20 protein-coding genes are annotated in these 20,357 nt (G+C 64.8%); 14 read left to right on the top strand and 6 right to left on the bottom strand.

What is annotated here, in order from left to right; all coding sequences use genetic code 11:
* Positions 1–95: 95 nt before the first annotated feature.
* The 7 genes from ACZ1A1_RS01020 (at position 96) to ACZ1A1_RS00990 (ending at position 8,804) form a co-directional block, all read left to right on the top strand.
* Positions 96–1,094 carry a helix-turn-helix transcriptional regulator gene (locus ACZ1A1_RS01020; protein ID WP_463618382.1) on the top strand — a complete coding sequence of 333 codons (999 nt, stop codon included), beginning with the start codon at positions 96–98 and terminating at the stop codon, positions 1,092–1,094.
* On the top strand, positions 1,091–2,008 hold the full coding sequence (locus tag ACZ1A1_RS01015) for a helix-turn-helix transcriptional regulator (protein ID WP_415212153.1): 918 nt from the start codon (positions 1,091–1,093) through the stop codon (positions 2,006–2,008). The genes ACZ1A1_RS01020 and ACZ1A1_RS01015 overlap by 4 nt, the downstream gene beginning before the upstream one ends.
* Positions 2,009–2,126: 118 nt before the next feature.
* Complete coding sequence (locus tag ACZ1A1_RS01010) at positions 2,127–4,301, top strand: TonB-dependent receptor (protein ID WP_463618381.1); 2,175 nt, start codon at positions 2,127–2,129, stop codon at positions 4,299–4,301.
* A gap of 7 nt (positions 4,302–4,308) precedes the next feature.
* Positions 4,309–6,084 (top strand): ABC transporter ATP-binding protein, encoded by a 1,776-nt coding sequence (locus ACZ1A1_RS01005; RefSeq protein WP_463618380.1) that lies wholly within the window; start codon positions 4,309–4,311, stop codon positions 6,082–6,084.
* Positions 6,084–7,811, top strand: coding sequence for an ABC transporter ATP-binding protein (locus tag ACZ1A1_RS01000; RefSeq protein ID WP_463618379.1), 1,728 nt, complete (start codon positions 6,084–6,086; stop codon positions 7,809–7,811). Before ACZ1A1_RS01005 ends, ACZ1A1_RS01000 begins: the two co-directional genes overlap by 1 nt.
* Positions 7,812–8,062: 251 nt before the next feature.
* The gene (locus tag ACZ1A1_RS00995) at positions 8,063–8,344 is read left to right on the top strand and encodes a hypothetical protein (protein WP_463618378.1); all 282 of its coding nucleotides are present in this window, start codon (positions 8,063–8,065) and stop codon (positions 8,342–8,344) included.
* Positions 8,307–8,804 carry a DUF2478 domain-containing protein gene (locus ACZ1A1_RS00990; protein ID WP_463618377.1) on the top strand — a complete coding sequence of 166 codons (498 nt, stop codon included), beginning with the start codon at positions 8,307–8,309 and terminating at the stop codon, positions 8,802–8,804. Before ACZ1A1_RS00995 ends, ACZ1A1_RS00990 begins: the two co-directional genes overlap by 38 nt.
* 3 nt (positions 8,805–8,807) lie before the next feature.
* On the opposite strand, the gene ACZ1A1_RS00985 is transcribed toward ACZ1A1_RS00990, so the two are convergent.
* Positions 8,808–10,190: a molybdopterin molybdotransferase MoeA gene (locus ACZ1A1_RS00985; protein WP_463618376.1), complete on the bottom strand. Its 1,383-nt coding sequence runs from the start codon at positions 10,188–10,190 to the stop codon at positions 8,808–8,810.
* Between ACZ1A1_RS00985 and modD the strand changes: the two genes are divergently transcribed.
* The gene (modD, locus tag ACZ1A1_RS00980) at positions 10,176–11,021 is read left to right on the top strand and encodes a ModD protein (RefSeq protein WP_463618375.1); all 846 of its coding nucleotides are present in this window, start codon (positions 10,176–10,178) and stop codon (positions 11,019–11,021) included. The genes ACZ1A1_RS00985 and modD overlap by 15 nt on opposite strands.
* Here the strand turns inward: modD and ACZ1A1_RS00975 are convergent.
* Entirely contained in the window at positions 10,973–12,001 is a 1,029-nt protein-coding gene (locus ACZ1A1_RS00975; RefSeq protein WP_463618374.1) for an ABC transporter ATP-binding protein, read from the bottom strand. The two genes, modD and ACZ1A1_RS00975, sit on opposite strands and share 49 nt — an antisense overlap.
* Here ACZ1A1_RS00975 and modA point away from each other — a divergent pair.
* Positions 12,000–12,740: a molybdate ABC transporter substrate-binding protein gene (gene modA / locus ACZ1A1_RS00970; protein ID WP_463618373.1), complete on the top strand. Its 741-nt coding sequence runs from the start codon at positions 12,000–12,002 to the stop codon at positions 12,738–12,740. The genes ACZ1A1_RS00975 and modA overlap by 2 nt on opposite strands.
* Position 12,741: 1 nt before the next feature.
* On the top strand, positions 12,742–13,434 hold the full coding sequence (gene modB, locus ACZ1A1_RS00965) for a molybdate ABC transporter permease subunit (protein ID WP_463618372.1): 693 nt from the start codon (positions 12,742–12,744) through the stop codon (positions 13,432–13,434).
* 3 nt (positions 13,435–13,437) lie between these two features.
* Here modB and ACZ1A1_RS00960 read toward each other — a convergent pair whose 3' ends face one another.
* Positions 13,438–13,602, bottom strand: coding sequence for a hypothetical protein (locus tag ACZ1A1_RS00960; RefSeq protein ID WP_463618371.1), 165 nt, complete (start codon positions 13,600–13,602; stop codon positions 13,438–13,440).
* 89 nt (positions 13,603–13,691) lie between these two features.
* Between ACZ1A1_RS00960 and ACZ1A1_RS00955 the strand changes: the two genes are divergently transcribed.
* Positions 13,692–14,642 (top strand): LysR family transcriptional regulator, encoded by a 951-nt coding sequence (locus ACZ1A1_RS00955; protein ID WP_463618370.1) that lies wholly within the window; start codon positions 13,692–13,694, stop codon positions 14,640–14,642.
* Between the two features lie 15 nt (positions 14,643–14,657).
* Here ACZ1A1_RS00955 and ACZ1A1_RS00950 read toward each other — a convergent pair whose 3' ends face one another.
* Positions 14,658–15,278 carry an arginase family protein gene (locus tag ACZ1A1_RS00950; RefSeq protein ID WP_463618369.1) on the bottom strand — a complete coding sequence of 207 codons (621 nt, stop codon included), beginning with the start codon at positions 15,276–15,278 and terminating at the stop codon, positions 14,658–14,660.
* A gap of 316 nt (positions 15,279–15,594) precedes the next feature.
* Here ACZ1A1_RS00950 and ACZ1A1_RS00945 point away from each other — a divergent pair, with 316 nt between their 5' ends.
* The 3 genes from ACZ1A1_RS00945 (at position 15,595) to ACZ1A1_RS00935 (ending at position 18,383) form a co-directional block, all read left to right on the top strand.
* Positions 15,595–16,257 carry an FMN-binding negative transcriptional regulator gene (locus ACZ1A1_RS00945; protein WP_463618368.1) on the top strand — a complete coding sequence of 221 codons (663 nt, stop codon included), beginning with the start codon at positions 15,595–15,597 and terminating at the stop codon, positions 16,255–16,257.
* A 337-nt stretch (positions 16,258–16,594) separates the two neighbouring features.
* Positions 16,595–17,800, top strand: a complete 1,206-nt coding sequence (locus ACZ1A1_RS00940; RefSeq protein ID WP_463618367.1) for an NAD-dependent formate dehydrogenase — start codon at positions 16,595–16,597, stop codon at positions 17,798–17,800.
* Positions 17,801–17,858: 58 nt separating this feature from the next.
* A complete protein-coding gene (locus ACZ1A1_RS00935; protein ID WP_463618366.1) occupies positions 17,859–18,383 on the top strand; it encodes an HPP family protein in 525 nt (174 codons plus the stop codon).
* Between the two features lie 195 nt (positions 18,384–18,578).
* Here the strand turns inward: ACZ1A1_RS00935 and ACZ1A1_RS00930 are convergent, their stop codons facing one another.
* Together ACZ1A1_RS00930 and ACZ1A1_RS00925 are read right to left on the bottom strand one after the other, a co-directional pair.
* Positions 18,579–19,289, bottom strand: coding sequence for a L,D-transpeptidase (locus ACZ1A1_RS00930; RefSeq protein WP_463618365.1), 711 nt, complete (start codon positions 19,287–19,289; stop codon positions 18,579–18,581).
* 195 nt (positions 19,290–19,484) lie between these two features.
* A complete protein-coding gene (locus ACZ1A1_RS00925) occupies positions 19,485–20,222 on the bottom strand; it encodes a L,D-transpeptidase (protein ID WP_463618364.1) in 738 nt (245 codons plus the stop codon).
* Between the last annotated feature and the right edge of the window lie 135 nt (positions 20,223–20,357).

Genomic DNA, 20,357 nt, shown 5'->3' with positions numbered 1-20,357 from the left:
TGAGTTTCCCGACCTCACTAGGCCGATGTGCAAAACTTGACTATTGTAATCAGGTTCAACGATATTGCGATCAGGTCCATTATTTGGTGGGGCAGATGAATCTCCGTGTGGAACAGCGCGCTCTGGCGCAGTCCGATCAGGACGACGTGGTCGTGCTTGGCCCGAGCCCGGCCGACCCGACCTTTTCCGCGACCTCGACCGAAGGGGCCTACAAGATCCTCGGCGTGCGCCCGGGCCTGACCATCTCCGTCTTCGACATGGTGATCGGCGCCGATTTCGTCGGCCGCTTCGCGACGGAACCCTGCGTCGCGATCGATTTCCTCTTCGAGGCGTCGGGGCAGGGCTGGCTGCTGGGAAGCGACGCCGAGGAACGGTTATCGTCGATCCCCTATCGTCCGGGCCGCATCTACATCATGGCGGCGCCGCAGGGCGCCGTCGGCCTCTACGACGTGCCCGTCGGCACCCGCTTCAAGGGCATGGACATCCGCGTCGACATCGGCCTCTGGCAGAAGCTCGGTGCAGGCGATCTCCTTGCCAGTCTCGACGAGCAGCATGCCCTGCACATGGCGTCGGGCAACGGTACCTGGGTCGGCGTGCTGCCGGTGCCGCCGGACCTTCTCGCCGTGGCGCGGGCGCTGTTCGACAGCGCGATGGTCGAGAGCGACGACCTCGCCTTCGAGGCCCGCGCCCTCGACATCATCAATGCCTCCATCACCGCCGTGCGGCGCACGCAGCCGGCCCAGACGATCCCGCCACGCGACCGCCGCCCGCTCCAGCGCGCCCGTGACCTCCTGATCGCCGAGCTCGCCCGTCCCTGGACGCTCGACGAGCTCGCCCGCGAGGTCGGCCTGACGCAGAAGCGGCTGAAATCCGGCTTCAAGAGCCTGTACGGACTTGCCGTCTATGCCTTCCTCAAGGAGCAGCGGCTGCTGGAGGCCCGCCGCCTGATCGAGCGAGGGGAGATGAACGTCACCCAGGCGGCGATCGCCGTCGGCTACAGCAATCCGAGCCACTTTTCCCAACTCTTCCTCCGCCGCTTCGGCATGCAGCCGTCCCGGGCGCTTGCCATCCGCGCGGGGGACGGCGAGGCATGACGCAAGCCGTTCCGTTCGAGGCCGAGCCTTCCGCGGCCATGGAGGAACCGGCGGAAATGCAGGGCGAGTCGCGCCGCTGGCGCGAGGTCGGCCCGGGCATGTTCCTCGGCATCACCGATCTCCTGCTGGAGCGGCCGATTGCCTACCAGAGCCGGACTTTCCCCGCGATCTGCCTGTCGGTCGTGCTCGAAGGCTATGCGACCAACACGACCGAAGGCATCGAGGGCGGCTTCTGCCCGGACGAGGTGTGGATCACCTCCACCGGGGAAAGCCAGCCGACGAGCATGACGATCCATGCCGACCAGCCCGTGCGGGTGGTGGAACTGCTGCTGACCCCCGCCTGGGCGGAACACAACCTTTCGGCCATGAGGGGTGATCCGACCTTCGAGGCCATGCAGCGCGCCATGCGCCAGCCGGTCATGATCCGCCGGCATGCGCTCGATGCGCGGCTGCGGCAGATCGCCTGGTCCGTGCTCAATCCGCCGGCGATAGGTGCCTTCACCAACGTGCATCTCGATGCCAGCGCGATGAGCCTCCTCGGCTTCCTGGCGGAGGCTTTCCGGCCGCCCGAGATCGCGGCGACGGCGAACCTGACGCCGAAGTCGCTGGAGCGCATGCTGGAGATCCGACGGCATATCGATGCCAATGCCGCGACAATTGATTCCCTCGCCGCGCTCGCTGTCCGCTCCGCCATCAGCCAGAGCAAGCTCAAGCAGGACTTCCAGCGCGCCTTCGGCGTCAGTGCCCGGGAATACCTCCTGGAGCGGCGGCTCCTGATCGGCCGCAACGCCATCCTGCGCGATGGGCTGAGCATAGCCGAAGCGGCCTACAAGGCCGGCTACCAGCACCCGGCCAATTTTACCTCCGCTTTCACGAGGCACTTCGGCTATCCGCCTAGCCGGTTGAAATCTTGAACGATTTTAAACTTGATGAAAATCGCAAGCTTTTTGTCGAAACGCATAAGCCAACTGCCTCGACCCTCCCTCGCGCAATCAGGATAATCCGCGCGAAATCGGGTTCGGGGATTGATCAATGAAGACTGCCATCGGCTTTGCCGCGCTTCTGGCTGGCGTCAGCCTGCCTGTTCTCGCACTGGCGCAGGAGGTCGGCGAAGAGACCGTCCTCAAGCCGGTCATCGTCACGGCGCAAAAGCGCGCGGCCGAAAGCAAGGATGTGCCGGCCAGTATCGTGGTGCAGACCGGCGAAGGGCTGTCGCTGCGCAAGACGAAGCGCCGTGACGACGCGATCGCCGCCGTGCCGAATGCCCAGACGGGCGCTGTCACCGCCAGGCTCTATACGTCCTTCACGGCCATCCGCGGCGTCGGCTCCGCCCTTATCGAGAGCGACCCGTCGGTCGGCATCACCATCGACGGCGTCGGCATCGGCAATGCGCAGGCTCATAGCGGCACGCTGCTCGATGTCGACCGCATCGAGATATTGCGCGGCCCGCAGGGCACGCTCTACGGCCGCAACACAATAGCCGGCTCGGTCAACATCCTCTCCAACCGTCCCGATCCGGACTTCACCGGCGGCGAGGTCGGGGTGGACTTCGGCCGTTTCGGCACGCTGGGCATGACGGGCGTCTTCAACATGCCGATCGGCGACAATGGCTGGGCGGTGCGCGGAGCCATATCGGCCTCGAAAACGGAGGGCTTCCTGCATTCGACCGTGGACGGCGGGGATCTCGGCGGCGGCAGGGACGTGCATGGCCGCCTGAGCATTGCCGGCGACATCACCGACAATCTCGAGTTCCTCGGCATCGTCGACATCGAGCGGCAGGTGCTGGACGGCGAGATGTTCGGCATGCCGGAGGCGGACTTCCTGGCGGGCAGACGCGGTGTTGCAGTCGATGATCCCACCCGCATCGACAGCGATCTCGTCACGGCCTCGGGCCAATTGACCTACCGGCTCGACAACGGCGACAAGATCGTCTCGATCTCCGGCTTCCAGAAAAGCGCGGTGGGCGTGGGCGGCAACGGCTTCCCGATCGGCTACTTCGCCGCCTATGACGCGCTCTTCCAGTCCTTCGGCTTCCCCGATTTCCGCTACCGCGCGGAAAACCCCTTCGACGGCAGCTATCGCCAGTGGTCGCAGGAGGTGCGTTACGTTTCCGAGGACAATGACCGCTTCAACTGGGTCGCCGGCCTCTACGGCGAGTTCTCCCAGGCCTCGCGCATCTACGGCGCGAACAGTACCTTCACCGGTGGCGAGGCGACGCTCTCGACCCGCGGGGATACGGACACGGTTTCGCTCTCCGCCTTCGCGGACGGCACCTACGCGCTGAACGACCAGTGGAAGCTCTATGGCGGCCTGCGCGTCGGCCATGACCGCAAGGCGTTCGACTACGACTTCACCGCCAACGCCACCGCCCAGCTTCTGGGCCTCACGGGGACCTTCGCGCCGGGCTACAGCGCGAAGCTTTCGGAAACCTACGTCACGCCGCGCCTCGGCCTGCAGTTCGAGCCGATGGAGGGGCTGAACTTCTATGGCGGCGTTTCCAGCGGCTACAAGTCGGGCGGCTTCAATTCCGGCTTCGTCGGTCTCGGCGACGAGGGGGCATATGATTCGGAGCGCGTCGTCAGCTACGAGCTCGGCCTGAAATCGACAGCGCTCGATGACCGGCTCAAGGTGGAGGCGTCGGTCTTCTACATCGACTGGCGCGACCAGCAGGTTCAGGGCTTCAATGCACTGACCGGCGCGACGCCGATTTCCAATGCCCCGCGCAGCGAATCCTGGGGCGGCGAACTGTCCGTCGCCTATGACCTCGACGATCACTGGACGCTGACGGCCGGAGCCGGATATGCCGATGCGACCTACAAGGACTACCGCAACGCCCGGGCGCTCGATGGTTCCGGCACGGTCGATGTCAGCGGTAGCCAGCAGCAGTTCGTCTCGCGCTTCACCGGTTCGGCGGGCATCGCCTACCAGTGGGAGATCGGATGGGACGATCTCGTCGGCAAGGTCGGGATGAACTACCGCTACCGCTCGAGCTATTATTTCGATGTCCAGAACACGATCAGCCAGAAGGGCTACGGTCTCGTGGACGCCTATGCCGGCGTGGAGAACGACCGCTATGCGGCCTATGTCTTCGCCAGGAACATCGGGAATGTCGACTATCGCATCGTCGCCGCCGATCTAGGCACGGGTAAACTCGTCTCGCCCGGTGATCCGCTGACCTTCGGTGGCAGCTTCAAGATCAAGTTCTGAGCTGGCGATGGAAGAAAGCGCAGACGCGATGGCGCAGAGCGATGTTTCGGGCGGGGGTGCCGCCGTCCGGCTCTGGTCGCTCACCAGGGGCAGGCGCGGCCGGATGGCCGCCGTCATGGCGCTTGCAACTGGCGCCGCAGCCCTGGAAACGGGCGTTGCCGTCCTGATTGCGCTCGCCATCGGCGCACTGGTGGCCAATGAGCGGGACGGGGCGTTGCTCTGGTCCGCGGGCTTCCTGGGCGCGGTGGTCCTCTCTTGCATCCTGCAGGCGGCCTCGAACCTTCTTGCGCACCGCGTGGCGATCGACATCCAGGCGCAGACGCGGCTCGCCATCGGCCGAAAGCTCTGGTCCGCCCCTCTCGGCGCCATCCGGCGCATCGACGCCGCCGTGCTTCGCCGCACGCTGATGGAAGATGCCGAGCGCATCGAGGACGGCATTGCCCACCTGATCCCCGATCTCGTCGCCGCGCTCGTTGCGCCGCTCCTCATCGGAATCGCCATGCTTGTCGTCGACTGGCGTCTGGCGCTGGCGGCCTTCCTGCCAGTGCTTGCCGGGTTCCTCGCCTTTTCACTCATCCTGCGCAACGACGACGGCTTGTCGGCGCGCTTCGTCGCGGCGCAGGCAGGCGTGGACGCCGCCTTGCAGGAGGCGGTCGGCATGGTCCCCGTCATCAAGGCCTACGGCATGGCGCCCGAGAACCTGTCCCGCGCGGAGGGCGCCTTCCGTGAACTCGGGGATGTCGTGGGCCGGTGGCTCGCCTTTGCGGCATCGGGAACCAACTGGTTCTTCCTCGCCACGACGTCCGGCCTCCTGTTCGTCGCCCCGCTGGGGCTCTGGCTCTATCCGTTGCCGGATGGCATCGCCGTCCTGATATTCTTCCTGCTGGGGGCCTTCTCCCTGTCGTCCATCGGTGCGCGCCTCTTCGGCGCGATGGGGCGGCTGCGCATCCAGGAGGCTTCGCTTGCCCGTGTCGATGCCGTGCTCCGGCTGCCGGACCTTCCCTTGATCGAAGGCGCTGCGGCGGACGGCGGGAGCATCCGTTTCGACGGGGTCGGCTTTTCCTACGGGGACGGGTTCGCGCTTGAGGAGATCGATCTCGAGATCGGCGCCGGCCAGAAGGTCGCCCTCGTCGGGCCGAGCGGATCCGGCAAGACGACGCTGGCGCGGCTTCTCCTGCGCTTTTTCGATCCGGATACCGGCCGCATCATGCTCGGTGGGCACGATATCCGCGCCTTCCCGCAGGCGGAGCTTGCCGCGCGGTTCACGGCGGTCTTCCAGGAGACCTTCCTGTTCTCCCAGACGATCCGCGCCAATATCGCGATCGGCCGGCCGGGGGCGAGCGACACGGAGATCGTCGAGGCGGCAAGACGTGCCCGCGCGGACGATTTCATCCGCGCGCTGCCGGCCGGCTACGACACGGTGCTGCACAGGGGGGAGGGGCTATCCGGCGGGCAGAAGCAGCGGCTCGCCATCGCCCGCGCCTTTCTCAAGGACGCGCCGGTCCTCTTTCTCGACGAGGCGACCGCCTATCTCGATCCGGACGGCCAGCACGAAATCCAGGCGGCCCTGAGCGCGCTGGCGAAAGGCCGGACGGTGGTCGCCGTCGCCCATCGCCTGTCCTCCGTGCGCGACTTCGACCGCATCGTCTATCTGGAGGAGGGCCGCATCGTCGAAAGTGGCGCGCATGATGCCCTCATGGCCCTCGATGGCGCCTATGCACGGCAATGGCGCTCGCATGCCATCGCCCGCTCCTTCGCCCTTCGCATCACGGGAGCGGATTGATGGCAGTGCGTGACAGGCTTCTCGACCTTGGCTTCCGGCGCGATGCGGGGCTGCTCGGCCGCATGGCTGATGGCATTCTACTCGGTGCCCAGCCGCTGCTCGTCGCGCTCTTCCTGTGGCGGGCGGTCGGCGGGAATCCGGCCTCCGCGGCCTTGTGGGGCATCGCCGGCCTTGTCGGGATCGCCATCCTGCGCCGTCTTCTGCTGTGGCCCGCCTCGCGCCGGCTTCATGCACGAGCCTATGAGGATGGTCTTTGCCTGCGGCGCACCATCCTCGCCCGCCTCCTGCGCATGCCGCTCGGCGCGTTCCGCGCCATCGACGGCGGGAAGGTCATGCAGGCGGTGTCGGAAGATGTCCTCTGGCTGGAGAACCACGCTTCACACACCCGCCCGGAGATCGCCGCCAACGCCGCGGCGCTCGCCGCCTGCCTGGCCGGGGCGGCCGTCGTCTGGCCGGTCGCGGGATTGTCCGCCATCCTCGGCATGGCGATTGGCCTTGCCCTTCTGCTCTTCGCCCGCCGCAGGCTGTCCGTGGGGCTGGAACGGCGCGCCCGCAGCCTGGCCGAGATATCGCTGGTCATGCAGGAGCAGGCCGAGGGTGTCTCGGTGCTGCGGGCCTTTGCCGGAGAGGGGGATGCAAAAAGCGTGTTTGCCGGCTCTGTCGCACGCCTGCGGGACGGCGCATGGCTGGGCGTGCGGCGGATGACGCCGCTTGCCGTGCTGTTTCGCATGGTGATCGACCTGTCTGCCGCGCTCGCGATTTTCCTGTCGGTCCTCGCTTTCGGCGATGGATCGGGCGCCGATGCGGCCCGTCTGGCGATCGCGGGGTTTCTGGTGGTTTGCGCGACGGTTCCCGCGCGAAGCTTCGCCAGCCTTTCCGTCATGCTGGAGCTCGCACGGATCGGCCGCGGGAATGTCGATGGCCTTCTAGCCGTCCCTTTGCCGCCGGCTGGCCGGGATGGCCGCCCCGAAGCCTTCGACGTGCGCTATGAAGACGTGACCTTCACGCATCGCGGGCGAGAAGCTCCAGCTCTTTCCGGCATCTCCTTTACGGCGGAGCAAGGAGAGATGATCGCGTTCATCGGCGCCAATGGCAGCGGGAAGACCACCTGCATGCAGCTCCTCATGCGCTTCTGGGAGCCGGATCGCGGGCGGATCCTGATCGGCGGCCGGGACATCCGCGATATCGACGATCAGGCGTTCGCCGCGATGATCGCGCCCGTCTTCCAGGAGGCGTTGCTGTTCGACGAAACCATCGCTGACAATATCCGCGTCGGCCGTCCGTCCGCCTCGCGCGGGGAAGTGGAGGCGGCGGCGAGGGCCGCTGCCGTTCACGACGCGATCCTCGGCTTCGAACATGGCTACGAGACGAGGGTCGGTACGCTCGGCGCCCGACTTTCCGGTGGCGAGCGCCAGCGGATCTGCATCGCCCGGGCGATCCTGAAGGACGCACCGATCGTCGTCCTCGACGAGGCCACGTCGGCGCTCGATCCGGAAAACGAGGAAGCGATCCAGCGGGCGATATCGGCTCTTGCCGCAGGTCGCACCCTCTTTGTGATCGCGCACGACCTGCCTTCCGTCGTCAGGGCTGATCGGATCGTTCTCTTGAACGAGGGCGTCATCGAGGCCAGCGGCCCTCATGAAGCTTTGCTGGCTTCCTCACCAACATATCGGCGGCTCTGGACGTGCTCGATGGAAATGCGGCAATGGAAGATTGCTGCTGATTGAGGGAGTATGCTGCGGGTCGTTGTCCTAAGGACTACGGTAGCGGCGATCAACGACGCTTCGCCATTACCGATGGCGATGCCCGCATCGGCAATGCGCGTGCGCGTCAGAACGGGGGCGTCCGCGAGGAGCCGGGTTGTCGGGCTTCATGACGAGCTTGCGGCGGTGACCGTCGCGATGCGCCATCCGGAAGTCTTCGGCACCGCGCTCTCCGTGTCGGGTTCCTTTGGTGGAGCCCGGCCAGCACGCCGGAGATGGAGGATATCCAGTCCGCGACGTATGGCGAGGCGATGTCCTTCGAATTCATCCGCGAGGCGAACCCGGACTGGCTGCTGGTGCTCGACCGCGCCGCCGCCATCGCCTCCAGCGAACAGGCCGCCAAGGTCACGCTCGACAACGAGAGGCGGGCGGGAAGGATCAAACGGTGCTATGCTTTTGGCCATGACCAAGGTTCACTCCATCGCGATTATCGAGACCAGAGACAAAAGAGATCCCCAGTTGGTCCTTTCGCAGGCTGTGGCCACGCTTTCCGCTGAGGGCGTCAGGGTTGCGGGTACGCTTGCTGAAGACAGTGAGATCGAGGGCGCCTGCAGTGCGGGCTATCTACGCGATATCGTCACCGGAAGACGATTTTCCATTCAGCTTGGCACAGCGCCGGTTGGCACGAAATGCCATCTGGACGCCTTCGGAATCGAAAGCGCCTGCGACCTGCTGCTTCCGGAACTGGCGATGGCGGACCTCGTGGTCCTGAGCAAGTTCGGCAAGCTCGAAGCGATGGAGCAGGGCCTGTGGAGAGCTTTCTCTATAGCCGCGCGCGCAGGAACACCGCTGCTGACCACGGTCTCCTCCAGGCATAGCGACGCCTGGCAGGCCTGGGCACCGGCCGTGACACGACTGGAGGCGAGCGTTCAGGCTATCGAGGCGTGGTGGAGGGCGTTGGACCGGCCCATACTGGACCGGGAGCATCCGAGCTTCGCTGCTTCGCGTGATCCGTGACGGTCAGAAGCCGGCAATGCCATCGAAGCGGACGATCTGTACCGGCTCGCCCGCTTCCGCCGGCGGAGCGCCAGCCGGTCGGAAGAGCAATGCGTTCGCGCTGGCGAGCAGGGCGAGCATGGAGCTGTCCTGTTGGGGGAACGCCGCGACCGAGAGGCCGTCGTCACCGGTTGTCACCACCGCACGCAGATAGTCGTCGCGCTCGCCCGTCTTTCCGATGGGAGTGGACAGGCGCGCTGTCTCGAACTTCGGGCCTGCCGCATCCCGCCCGGTCAGAGCGCAGATGGCGGGTTCGAGGAAGAGCAGGGCGCAGACCAGAGCCGAGACAGGATTTCCCGGAAGGCCCAGCACCGGCATGTTGCCGAGCATGCCGGACATCAGCGGCTTGCCGGGCCTCATCCGGATTTTCCAGAAGTTGAAGCTCAGGCTCAGCGCCTGAAGCGCGGGGCGGACGCGATCGTGGTCGCCGACCGAAGCGCCGCCGGTCACCAGCAGAAGATCTGCCTTGAGGCCGGAAAGCGCGGTCGTGATGGCGGCATCGTCATCGCCGGCAACGCCGAGATCGACCGGCTCGCCACCCCATGCCCGGATCAGCGCGATGAGCGCCGGGCGATTGGCATCGAATATCCGCCCTGGGCCGCTTGTCTCCATGTCGGCAGCGAGTTCGTCGCCGGTCGACAGGACCGCGATCCTCGGCCGGCGGCGAACGGCGATCCGGTCATGGCCAGCCGCAGCGAGCAGGCCGATGTCTCTTGCGGTCAGCACGCGACCTGCCGCGACGACCTGTGCGCCCGCGTTGAAGTTGAGACCGGCCCTTCGGACGTAAAGACCAGCCTCGGCCTTTACTCGAAACATGATCCATCCGCCGTCGGCGTCAACGTCTTCCTGGATCACGATGGCGTCCGCTCCGGTCGGAACAGGGGCGCCGGTGAAGATGCGCATGCAGGTTCCCGGGGCGAGTGTCGGTACAGCCGGGATGCCGGCCTTCGAAACGCCGGAAAGCGGCAGGACCGTGTCGGCAGAAGGCACGTCTGCAGCGTGGACCGCATAGCCATCCATCGCCGACACATCGAATGGCGGCGACGTTACCACGGCTTTTACGCGGGCGGCCGACACACGGCCGAGCGCATCGGAAAGGCTGACGACTTCCTCTTCGACGCAGCGTATCTCGGCCGTGATCAAACGGCGCGCCTCGTCGACACTGATGGCGCTTTTCCCGAACGGCTTGTCCATGCCCATGTCGCCTTGCTCCCTGGCGTGCCGAAGCCGGGTTGCCTGCAAGGCATGCCGCTTCTGCGTTGACGCCATCGATTTCGTATCGTTAGTTGCAAAGGAATATAACGCCATGACGATGAAGGTCGACTGGGAAAAATGCCGACGATCCATGATGAAGACCTTGCCCGAATCCTGCTTGACGACTGCCCCTATTCGGACCCGACAACCGAAGGGCTCGGCATTTCCCGCACGCCGGCGCGGGCGATCCTGACGGCTCGCCACGACATGACGGTGTGCGCCGTCGAGGAGGCCGCCCGCATGTTCGAGCTGTCGGGAGCATCGGTCCGGATCGTCGTTCCCTCCGGTACACGGATCGCGGCCGGCACGCTGCTGCTGGAAGCACATGGAACGGGCGGAAGCCTGCACCGCACCTACAAGATGGCGCAGACGCTGATGGAGATCCTTTCCGGCATCGCGACAGCCACACGGGCGATCGTCGATGCGGCGCATAGCGGCAATCCGCATTGCCGCGTCACCTGCACCCGCAAGCATATGCCGGGCATGAAACGCTGGGCATTGCGTGCCATCGAGACCGGCGGCGCGGCGCCGCATCGTCTCGGGCTGTCAGATTACGTGCTGGTGTTCGAGGAGCACCGGAGCCTGCTCGATGGAAACGTCTCCCTGGCCGATCATTTCGCGCGGCTGAAGGCGTTTTCGCCGGAGCGGCGGCTTGCGGCGGAAGCATCCGAAGTCGAGGAAGCGGTCCTGCTGGCGCAAGCCGGAGCCGAGATCGTCCAGGTCGACAAGATGACGCCCGACCAGGTCGCGGCGACCGCCGAGCGGCTGCGCGCCTTCTCCCCGCGTCCCCTGCTTGCCGCCGCGGGCGGTGTCAATGCTTCGAACGCTACGGCTTATGCGGCGGCGGGGGCCGATCTGCTCGTGACGTCCGCGCCTTATCTCGCGCCGCCGCGGGACGTGAAGGTGAGGATCGAGCCGGCCTGATCCCTGGCTTTTGGAGCAGCGTGGTGAACTGCCGCCTCGTCCATGTGGATTGTCACCAGATCGCCGGGTGCGAGATGCGGCGGGGCGTTTGTGTAGCGGATGCGGCATATCCGGCCTTCGATCGAGACGAGGCAATAGCCGCTTTCGTCCGGCCCGCTGACGTGATGGCCGAGCAGGCCGTTCTCCGGCCTGCCCGCGGCAAAGGCACTGGCCGGGTCGCCATCCGAAACGATCCTGCCGTTCTCCAGCCGGATGACGCGATCGGCAAGGCGCAGGATCTCCGTGATGTCGTGGCTCACCATGAAGGTCGTGGTGCCAAAGGTCCGGTGGAGGCGCTTGAGTTCGTCCTGCAATTGCCGCCGCATGGCCGGATCCAGGGCGGACAGCGGCTCGTCGAGCATCAGGATGTCCGGCCGGCGGGCCAGCGCGCGGATCAGCGCCAGGCGTTGTTTCTGGCCACCGGACAGCCGGGCAGGATAAGCGCCGGCGAGCGCCTGAAGATCGACCAATTCCAGCAATCGCCGGACCTCGGCAGGTTCGAAATTACGGCCGATGGCATATTCGACATTCCGCCGAACGGTCATGTTGGGAAAAAGGGCATAGTCCTGGAAGACGAAGCCGATTGAGCGGTCCCGCACCGGCACTGCCGTCCCGTTCTGCGTATCGCACCAGATCGCCGAACCGACATGGATTCGGCCACGACGCGGCGTCGCGAGACCGGCAAGCAGGCGCAGCAACGTCGTCTTGCCGGCTCCTGACGGACCCACAAGAGCCACGAAGGCGCCCTTTGCCGCCGACAGCGCGACATCGAGGTCGAACGGCCCTGCCGGACCATCGAGCGCCATCTCCACGGAGAGATCGACCCAGCCGCCGGCATCGTCGGATGCGGCTGGATACGAGCGGGAGTTCTGATCGTTGTATTCAGTCATATACATCCATAGTATCGCCACTCGTTTCCGACGCAACATGGATTGGATCATGCCCCAAAATCGCTCATTCGCCTCTATCCTGGCAACCGGTCTAACGCTGTTCGCCGGCCTCTCCCAAGCCCATGCCGACGAGGCGACGCTTGCGGCTGGCGCGGGTTTTCGCAAGCCGTTGAGCGAGCTGGCTGCCGCCTATGAGGCCGAAAGCGGCAACAAGGTTCTGCAGGTCTACGGTCACGTCGGCCAGGTTCTTGCGCAGGCGCGCGAAAGCGATGAGATCACCATCGTCTGTGGTGACAAGGCAACGCTCCATCATGCCGACGGCCTCAAGTTCGACCGCATGGTGAAGCTCGGCCTCGGCAAGCTCGTGGTCGCCTACCGCAAGGATATTTCCCTGGCGAAGGCAGAGGACATTGCCGGCGACGGCATCAAGCGGATCGGCATCCCGGACCAGGCGAAAGCCATCTACGGCAAGGCCGGGCGGCAGTTTCTGGAGCGCGCGAAGCTTACGGCCGCCGTCGATCCGAAGCTGATCGCGGTTGCCACCGTGCCGCAGGTGACGAGCTACATTGCCAGCGGCGAGGTCGATGCCGGCTTCGTCAATGCTACCGATGCCATCGGCGCCGGCGATACGATCGGCGGTTATGTCGAAGTCGATGCATCGCTTTACGATCCAGTCGAAGTCTCTTGCGGCATCCGCAAGACGGACAAGGCGTCTTCCGCAACGGACGGGTTCGCGAAATTCCTGGAGACCGGGCCGGCGCGCGCGATCTTGACCCGTTACGGTTTCTGAAGTGGAGGCGATCGCGTCAGCCCTGAGCGACCCCGCGCTCGCCTATCCGGCAGCGCTGACGCTCAAGGTTGCCGCGATCACCTTGGCTTTTCATCTCGTGCTCGGTCTCGGACTCGGGTGGGCCCTGGCGAAGCCCCGCTGGCCCGGACGAACGATGCTGGATATCCTCGTCACCCTGCCGCTGGTGTTTCCGCCGCTGGCGCTTGGCTTTTTCCTGCTTCTGCTGCTTGGCCGCCGCAGCGCGCTCGGCGCCTGGCTGGATGCGGCCTTCGGCTTTTCCTTCATCTTCACTGTCGAAGGCGTCGTGCTTGCATCGGTGATCGCCGGCCTGCCGCTGGTGGTGAAGCCGGTCGAGGCGGCTATTGCCGGCATATCGAAAAGTCTTGGCGAGGCCTCGCGCACGCTCGGCCGTTCGGAATGGGAAACATTTCTATATGTCATCGTGCCGAATATCCGTGGCGCCATCGTCGCCGGGCTCGTGCTTGCCACCGCGCGGTCAATGGGCGAGGTCGGCATCACCCTGATGCTGGGCGGCAATATCGTCGGCAAGACGAACACCGTGTCGCTGGAAATCTACAACGCCGTATTCAATGGCGAGTATCCCCGCGCTGTCGTCCTGTCCGGCGCGCTGGGCCTGGCATCCATCCTCGTCTTCGTTCTTCTGCGGCGGAGTGCGCGGCCTGTCCTGACCTAGTTTCTATCTGCCGATGCCGACCTTGGCGACGAGGACCGGCTCGGTGCGGAAGCTCGCCGGGAACTGGCGCTTCAGATTATCGATCTTCGGCATGTCGTTGTAGAGGATGCAGGGATAGGTCGCCTGCATCTTTCTTTCCGACAGGTCGGCGCGAACGGAAACCGTCACGCGCTGCCATTCCGCGAAGGCGCTTTCCCTTCGCAGTCAAATCCACTAGTCGTTATATTTTCTTAAATATAACGAATTGAGAAGAGCGCGTGCTGATCAGACACCTCAGATTTTTCGTCGTCCTGGCGGAAGAGCAGCATTTCGGGCGCGCGGCCGAGCTCTGCAGCGTCACGCAACCCACGCTGTCGCAGGCGATCCGCAAGATCGAGGAGGAGCTGGATCTTGCCCTGATCATCCGCGGTCACCGTTTCATGTCGCTGACGCCGGAGGGCGAGAAGGTCCTGCGCTGGGGCCGGCAGATCCTGGCGGACTATGACAGCCTGCACGACGATCTCATGGGGAAACGGAAAGGCGGGCTCACCGGAACGCTGCGGCTCGGCGTCATTCCCGCGGCCATGCCATCTGTTTCGTTCCTCACCGAGCAATTCGAGGAGCGCAATCCCCTGGCCCAGGTCGAAATCCGCTCGATGTCGTCGCGAGCCATCGAAAAATCGCTGGAGAATTTCGAGATCGACGGCGGGATTACCTATCTCGACAACGAGCCACTGGAAAATGTCAGCCGTTTTCCGCTCTACCATGAGCGCTACGTCTTTGCCTGCCGCAGCGATCATCCACTGGCCGAGGTGGGGACGGTGACATGGGCCGAAGCCGTCGCGCAGCCGCTATGCCTCCTTTCGGAGGATATGCAGAACCGGCGCATCCTCAACGGCATCGCCGCAAGCGCCGGCGTGGAGCTGAGGCCGAAGGTCATCAGCAATTCGTTTCTCGGGGTCGCATCGCATCTGCGTCATGGCCACTGGTGTGCGATCGTCCCGCATAGCTTCGGCTTCGTCTTCGGCGACACCAGCGACCTCGCACTTCTCGACATGGTCGAACCTGTGCATCACCAGGCCATCGGCTTGGTGCTGGCCGATCGCCTGCCGCAATCCCCGATGGCGTTCGCGCTGCAGGAATGCGCCCGGAAAGCCGATATCGAGCGCAGGATCGAATCAGTCTTCGACCGCCGCACGGCAACGCAAACGCAACAGGCGATGGCCTGACCGATCGCGCGAAGATCAGCCGAGCAGCGGGGCGACGGTCTCCATGGCCATGCGGGCGGCGCGTTCGGCTGCAAGTGGATCATCGGGCAATTCCAGCTCCGCGAGCTCGATCCCTGCTATCTGCGAGCGGGGGATCGCGGCCAGAATGGCCTTCAGCTGATCGGGCAGAAGACCATCCGCGATCCTGTAGGCGGCCGGAACGAAACCCGGCTCCAGGACATCCCAGTCGATGTGCACCCAGACAGGGCTGGACCCGATCCGCCGGGCGATATCCGCTTCGTCGATCTCAGCGGGGGATATGATCTGTACCTTCGCCGTCTGGAGCAGGTCGAATTCCGCGGAATCGATATCGCGCGCTCCGATCAGGAGCGTCCTCTCGGGATTGACGCCACCGCCGTACCCACTGTCCCAGATGCCGCTTGCGCCCGCGAGCGCCATCCCGCCGAGATAGCCGGAGCCGGTCGTATCCGGTGTGTTGAAGTCGCCATGTGCATCGATCCAGAGCACGATGAGATCTTCGACATGACGCGCTGCGGCCGGCAGTGTCGCAAGGCTTGCCGAGCATGTATTGACCACGAGGAGCGGCAGGGAACCGGCGATCAGGCTCCGGTCGACGGCGTGGGCGAGGTCGCGCAAGGTTTGCCCCGCTCCTTGAAGGGCACGATCCCAATTGTCGATGCGCGCCGGCTCGGGTGTTCCGAGCGTTCTTTCCGGCAGCCCGCAGGCGTCGGAGAGCGCGCGGGCAAGTGCCGCCGCGCCCGGTATCGCCCCATCGGTGCGATCGCCTATCCTGCCCTGGGAAAGGATGATTTCGAAAGGTCGAAGCATTGTCATCGCTATATTTTAAAGAATACAACGATCCATCGAAGCGGCGATTTGCCCGGGCTTGTCAACCGGAAAAGCTCGCACGCACCGACATGATCGAGATCACCGCATTGCAGGGAAGCATGGCATGACGGCGCATTATCAGGAGTTCAGACTGGATGATCCGGCGGTGATCGCTCGCGTTATCATGCGCTGGCCGTTCGCTGCGATCGTTGCCAATGGCCCCGAATGGCCGGTCGTCGCCCACGCACCGCTCGTCCTGTCGAAAGCGGCCGGAGGCAGGGAGGGGTTTGAGGCGGTCGAATTCCACCTTGCCAAAATCAATCCCGCCCTGGCTGATCTCGGCGAAGGCATACCGGTGACGCTGGACGTGCAAGGGCCATCGGCGCATGTCTCTCCGGCCTGGTACATGGGGCGGTTTCCCAACAGTAATGCCGACCGGAGCCGGACGGCGCCGACATGGGATTATCTGACGCTGACGATGCGCGGACATCTTGCCGTTCTTTCCGATGTGGAGCTTGCAGCGCATCTCGCCGATCTGGTCGGCCAGGCCGAGGGGGAAAACGGCTGGCGGATTTCCGAGATCGACCCCGATTTCTTCACCGGTCTTCGAAGCCACATCCTCGGCTACCGCGTGCGCATAGAGAGCTTCGATTGCATCGCAAAATTCAGCCAGGACAAGAGCGACGCCGATATCGCGGGCATCATTGCCGGCTTGTGCCGGCGCGGCCGCGGACAGGACCGGTCGGTCGCGGAACTCGTGGGAAGCCTTGCGGGCATTACCGGCTGACCGTTCCGGTCCGTTGCCACGTCAACGACCGGACCGACACCGGCGGCCCAACGCTTCCGGGACATCCGGGCTGCATTGATCTCATCTATTGCTGCAATGCAGCTTCATTGAAGCCGCCTATGAATCCTTAAAAAACATCCATTGGATGCCACACCGGCGGGTGTGCAAGATGGATTTGTCTCGAAAGACAGTTCGCTTAACCCGAGGCATCCAGGAAGAAAGCCCCGAAACTCTCCGGCCACCGGCCGGTGCGCCCGGCCTTAACAGGCCTGTGAACCTGCGCGCTGCATGTGCGCGGAAGGGTATCCGGTTGTCTCAAGATCAGAAAGGAAATGTCATGGCCAAAGTAGTGTGCGTCCTCTACGACGATCCCATCGACGGCTACCCGACCGGCTATGCGCGCGATTCCCTGCCGGTCATCGAGCGCTACGCCGACGGCCAGACCCTGCCGACACCCAAGGCGATCGACTTCGTTCCGGGAAGCCTGCTGGGCTGTGTTTCCGGAGAGCTCGGCCTGCGAAACTATCTGGAATCGAACGGTCACACCTTCGTCGTGACCTCCGACAAGGACGGACCGGATTCCCGGTTCGAAAAGGAGCTGGCCGACGCGGATGTCGTGATCTCCCAGCCCTTCTGGCCCGCCTATCTGACGGCCGAACGCATCGCCAAGGCGCCGAACCTGAAGCTGGCGCTCACGGCCGGCATCGGCTCCGACCATGTCGACCTGCAGGCCGCCATCGACCGCGGCATCACCGTCGCCGAGGTAACGTTCTGCAACTCCATCAGCGTGGCCGAGCATGTGGTCATGACCGCCCTCAACCTCGTGCGCAACTATACGCCGTCGCACGAATGGGCGGTGAACGGCGGCTGGAACATCGCCGACTGCGTCGCCCGCTCCTACGATATCGAAGGCATGCATGTCGGCACGGTGGCCGCCGGCCGCATCGGCCTTGCGGTGCTGCGCCGCCTGAAGCCGTTCGGCATGCATCTCCACTATACCGACCGTCACCGTCTGCCGCGCGAGGTCGAACTGGAGCTCGGCCTGACCTGGCACGAGACGCGGGAGGAGATGTATCCCGCCTGCGATATCGTGACGCTGAATTGCCCGCTCCATCCCGAGACGGAGAACATGATCAACGAGGAGACACTGAAGCTCTTCAAGCGCGGTGCCTATCTCGTCAACACCGCACGCGGCAAGCTCTGCGACCGGGACGCCGTCGCGCGGGCCCTGGAAAGCGGTCAACTGGCCGGTTATGGCGGCGATGTCTGGTTCCCGCAGCCGGCTCCCAAGGATCATCCCTGGCGGACGGCCCCGAACAACGCCATGACGCCGCATATCTCGGGCACCTCCCTCTCGGCGCAGGCTCGCTATGCCGCCGGCACGCGTGAAATCCTCGAATGCTTCTTCGAGGGGCGGCCGATCCGCAACGAATATCTGATCGTGCAGGGCGGAGCTCTCGCCGGCGTCGGCGCGCATTCCTATTCGAAGGGCAATGCGACGGGCGGTTCGGAAGAAGCCGCCAAGTTCAAGAAGAACAACTAACCGATCCGGCCCGCGCGAATGGTCTCGCGCGGGCCGTCTTTGTCGGGAGCGAAATCTCATGTCCTCGAATGCCGATGTTGCCCGCCCAGTCTCGGCGGCGGATGCGCTTGTCCTCTATGTCCGGAAGAATGCCTTTCCGGCGCTCGTGTCGGGTCTCGGCGGCGCCGGAGCCATCTGGTTGCTTGCCGCGCTGACCGAAAGCCTCGGCCAACTGTTGTTGATCGCGCCGTTCGGCGCGAGTTGCGTGCTTTTGTTCGCCTTGCCGCAAAGTCCGCTCGCTCGCCCTCGCAACGTCATCGGCGGCCATGTGATTTCCGCGTTGATTGGCCTGCTGGTCCTGACCTTCATCGGCAATAGCGTCTTTGCCATGGGCATCGGCGTCGGGCTTGCGATCGCCCTGATGCAGTTCACCGGAACGCTCCACCCGCCGGCCGGCGGCGATCCGCTCGTCGTCATCCTGACCGGGGCCGGATGGTCCTTCCTGCTGCAGCCGATCCTTGCCGGAACCGCCGCTTTGGTTCTGGTGGCATGGATATATCATCGGGCGATCTCAAAGCGCGCATATCTCGTTCAGGACCGATAGATGCCTTCGGGATTCTCGTGGTCAGATGGCGGTTGTGTGCGCTGATCTCATGGCGTGCTCTATCCTGGCGTAGGAAAGCCATGCCGATTAACTGAGCCTATGGCGGGGAAAGGCCGGCCTCACTCTTGGTCCTGGACATGAAAAATGCCGGCCTGAAGGCCGGCATCGTCATCTGCCTTCAACGGTCGGCGGGGATCAGCCGCCGAAGCCGAACAGCGTGCCGAGGAAGTCGATGCCGCGGTCGTTGTACTGGATCGCGCCCTGCTTGTTGCCGGGGCCGACCACGATGACCTTGGTGCCGATGTCGGCGCGGGCGTAGAGGTGCTCCACGTCCTGGTTCATCATGCGGATACAGCCCGAGGACATGTTCTGGCCGATCGTCCAGGGCTGGTTCGTGCCGTGGATGCGGAAGATCGTGTCGCGGCCGCCCTGGTAGAGGTAGAGAGCGCGGGCGCCGAGCGGGTTGTCCTCGCCGCCCTGCTGGACGGCGGGCAGGATGCGGCCCTTCTTGGCCTCGCGGCGGCGCATCTCGGCCGGCGGCGTCCAAGTGGGCCATTCGGCCTTGCGGCCGACCTTCACCACGCCCGACCAGCCGAAGCCGTCGCGGCCGACGCCGATGCCGTAGCGCGTCGCGCGGTTCCTGCCCTCGACGTAGTAGAGATACTTGTTGTTCGTATCGACGATGACGGTGCCCGGCGCCTGGTCGGTGACGAACCGCACCTTGGTGCGCTTGTATTTCTGCGCCACCTGCTTCTTGCTCATGGGCTGCGCGACGAGCGTCACGGTCGACGCCGGCCCGATCCGGTCGCCCGGTTGCGCGCCCGGGAAGGCGCCTGCCGGCGTGACCGGCATCATCGCCGTGGCAGCAACCGTCGCCGCCAGCAAGATCGATGCGTATTTCCGCATGGTATAGTCCCTCTCACTCCTTGAATATCGCGAGGCTAGCCGAGAGTCTTGACCGATTGCAAGCCGGCTTGCCGGCAGTAAGACGGTTGCGAGGGCGGATTTCTTCGGCATCTGTTGCCGGAAAAGCAGACATCTCCGGCCGCGGGAGCAGCCGGAGATGTTCTTCATGCGCGAGGATTGCTGGAAGGCGGGCCTTCAGATCACGATGACCTTGGTGCCGACGTTCACCCGTTCGTAGAGATCGACGACATCCTCGTTGCGCATGCGGATGCAGCCGGAGGAGACGCCGTAGCCGATCGTCCAGGGCGCGTTGGTGCCGTGGATGCGGTAGAGCGTGGAGCCGAGATACATGGCGCGCGAGCCGAGCGGGTTCGCCGGCCCGCCTTCCATGAAGGCCGGCAGGTAATGGCCCTTGGCGGCCTCGCGCTGGATCATCTCCTTCGGCGGGGTCCAGCTCGGCCATTCGGCCTTGCGGGTGATCGTATGCGCGCCGGCCCATTCGAAGCCCGGCTTGCCGACGCCGACGCCATAGCGCCGCGCCTTGCCGTCGCCGAGCACGAGATAGAGGAAGCGGTTGTTGGTATCGATGACGATCGTGCCGGCCTTGTACTTGCTGTCGTAGGAAACGAGCTGCGGCAGGTACATCGGGTCGATCTTCGAGCGGACCGGGTTCTGCGCGCGGCTCGTCACGGCGACCTGCTCGACGCGGGCGCCGTCGCGCCGGATGACGCGACGCTGCTCCACCCGCTGGCGCTGGACGATGCGGCGGCTGTTGACGGCGGGCTGCACGCCCTCGCCGGTGAGCTGCATCAGCCACGGGGCGGCAAGGTCGGGGCTGACGATGACCGGCGGCCGGCTCGTGTAGCGGTCGCCCGCATAGGCGTTGGTCGTGGTGGCCAGGATGGTGGCTGCAAGAAGGACTCGTATCAACATCGGACGTACTCGCTACTGATCGTCGCCGGGATGCGCCGGAAGAAAGAAATGGCGCCGGTTCGCGGAAATGCTTGCACCCTTGGATGAAGCGAATGGTAAACGCCGGTTCATTCGCATTGCAGGAGGCGGATAAAG

The organism is Shinella sp. R2-11, assembly GCF_055330205.1.
Note: the sequence above shows the minus strand (reverse complement) of the source record. Positions and strands in the feature narration are given on the sequence as shown.

Excerpts from the sequence above, each read along its gene's own strand:
- ACZ1A1_RS01020 (WP_463618382.1), top strand. The coding sequence starts at position 96 with ATGAATCTCCGTGTGGAACAGCGCGCTCTGGCGCAGTCCGATCAGGAC.
- ACZ1A1_RS01015 (WP_415212153.1), top strand. The coding sequence starts at position 1,091 with ATGACGCAAGCCGTTCCGTTCGAGGCCGAGCCTTCCGCGGCCATGGAG.
- ACZ1A1_RS01010 (WP_463618381.1), top strand. The coding sequence starts at position 2,127 with ATGAAGACTGCCATCGGCTTTGCCGCGCTTCTGGCTGGCGTCAGCCTG.
- ACZ1A1_RS01005 (WP_463618380.1), top strand. The coding sequence starts at position 4,309 with ATGGAAGAAAGCGCAGACGCGATGGCGCAGAGCGATGTTTCGGGCGGG.
- ACZ1A1_RS01000 (WP_463618379.1), top strand. The coding sequence starts at position 6,084 with ATGGCAGTGCGTGACAGGCTTCTCGACCTTGGCTTCCGGCGCGATGCG.
- ACZ1A1_RS00995 (WP_463618378.1), top strand. The coding sequence starts at position 8,063 with ATGGAGGATATCCAGTCCGCGACGTATGGCGAGGCGATGTCCTTCGAA.
- modD (WP_463618375.1), top strand. The coding sequence starts at position 10,176 with ATGCCGACGATCCATGATGAAGACCTTGCCCGAATCCTGCTTGACGAC.
- ACZ1A1_RS00985 (WP_463618376.1), bottom strand. The coding sequence starts at position 10,190 with ATGGATCGTCGGCATTTTTCCCAGTCGACCTTCATCGTCATGGCGTTA.
- modA (WP_463618373.1), top strand. The coding sequence starts at position 12,000 with ATGCCCCAAAATCGCTCATTCGCCTCTATCCTGGCAACCGGTCTAACG.
- ACZ1A1_RS00975 (WP_463618374.1), bottom strand. The coding sequence starts at position 12,001 with ATGATCCAATCCATGTTGCGTCGGAAACGAGTGGCGATACTATGGATG.
- ACZ1A1_RS00945 (WP_463618368.1), top strand. The coding sequence starts at position 15,595 with ATGACGGCGCATTATCAGGAGTTCAGACTGGATGATCCGGCGGTGATC.
- ACZ1A1_RS00940 (WP_463618367.1), top strand. The coding sequence starts at position 16,595 with ATGGCCAAAGTAGTGTGCGTCCTCTACGACGATCCCATCGACGGCTAC.
- ACZ1A1_RS00935 (WP_463618366.1), top strand. The coding sequence starts at position 17,859 with ATGTCCTCGAATGCCGATGTTGCCCGCCCAGTCTCGGCGGCGGATGCG.
- ACZ1A1_RS00930 (WP_463618365.1), bottom strand. The coding sequence starts at position 19,289 with ATGCGGAAATACGCATCGATCTTGCTGGCGGCGACGGTTGCTGCCACG.
- ACZ1A1_RS00925 (WP_463618364.1), bottom strand. The coding sequence starts at position 20,222 with ATGTTGATACGAGTCCTTCTTGCAGCCACCATCCTGGCCACCACGACC.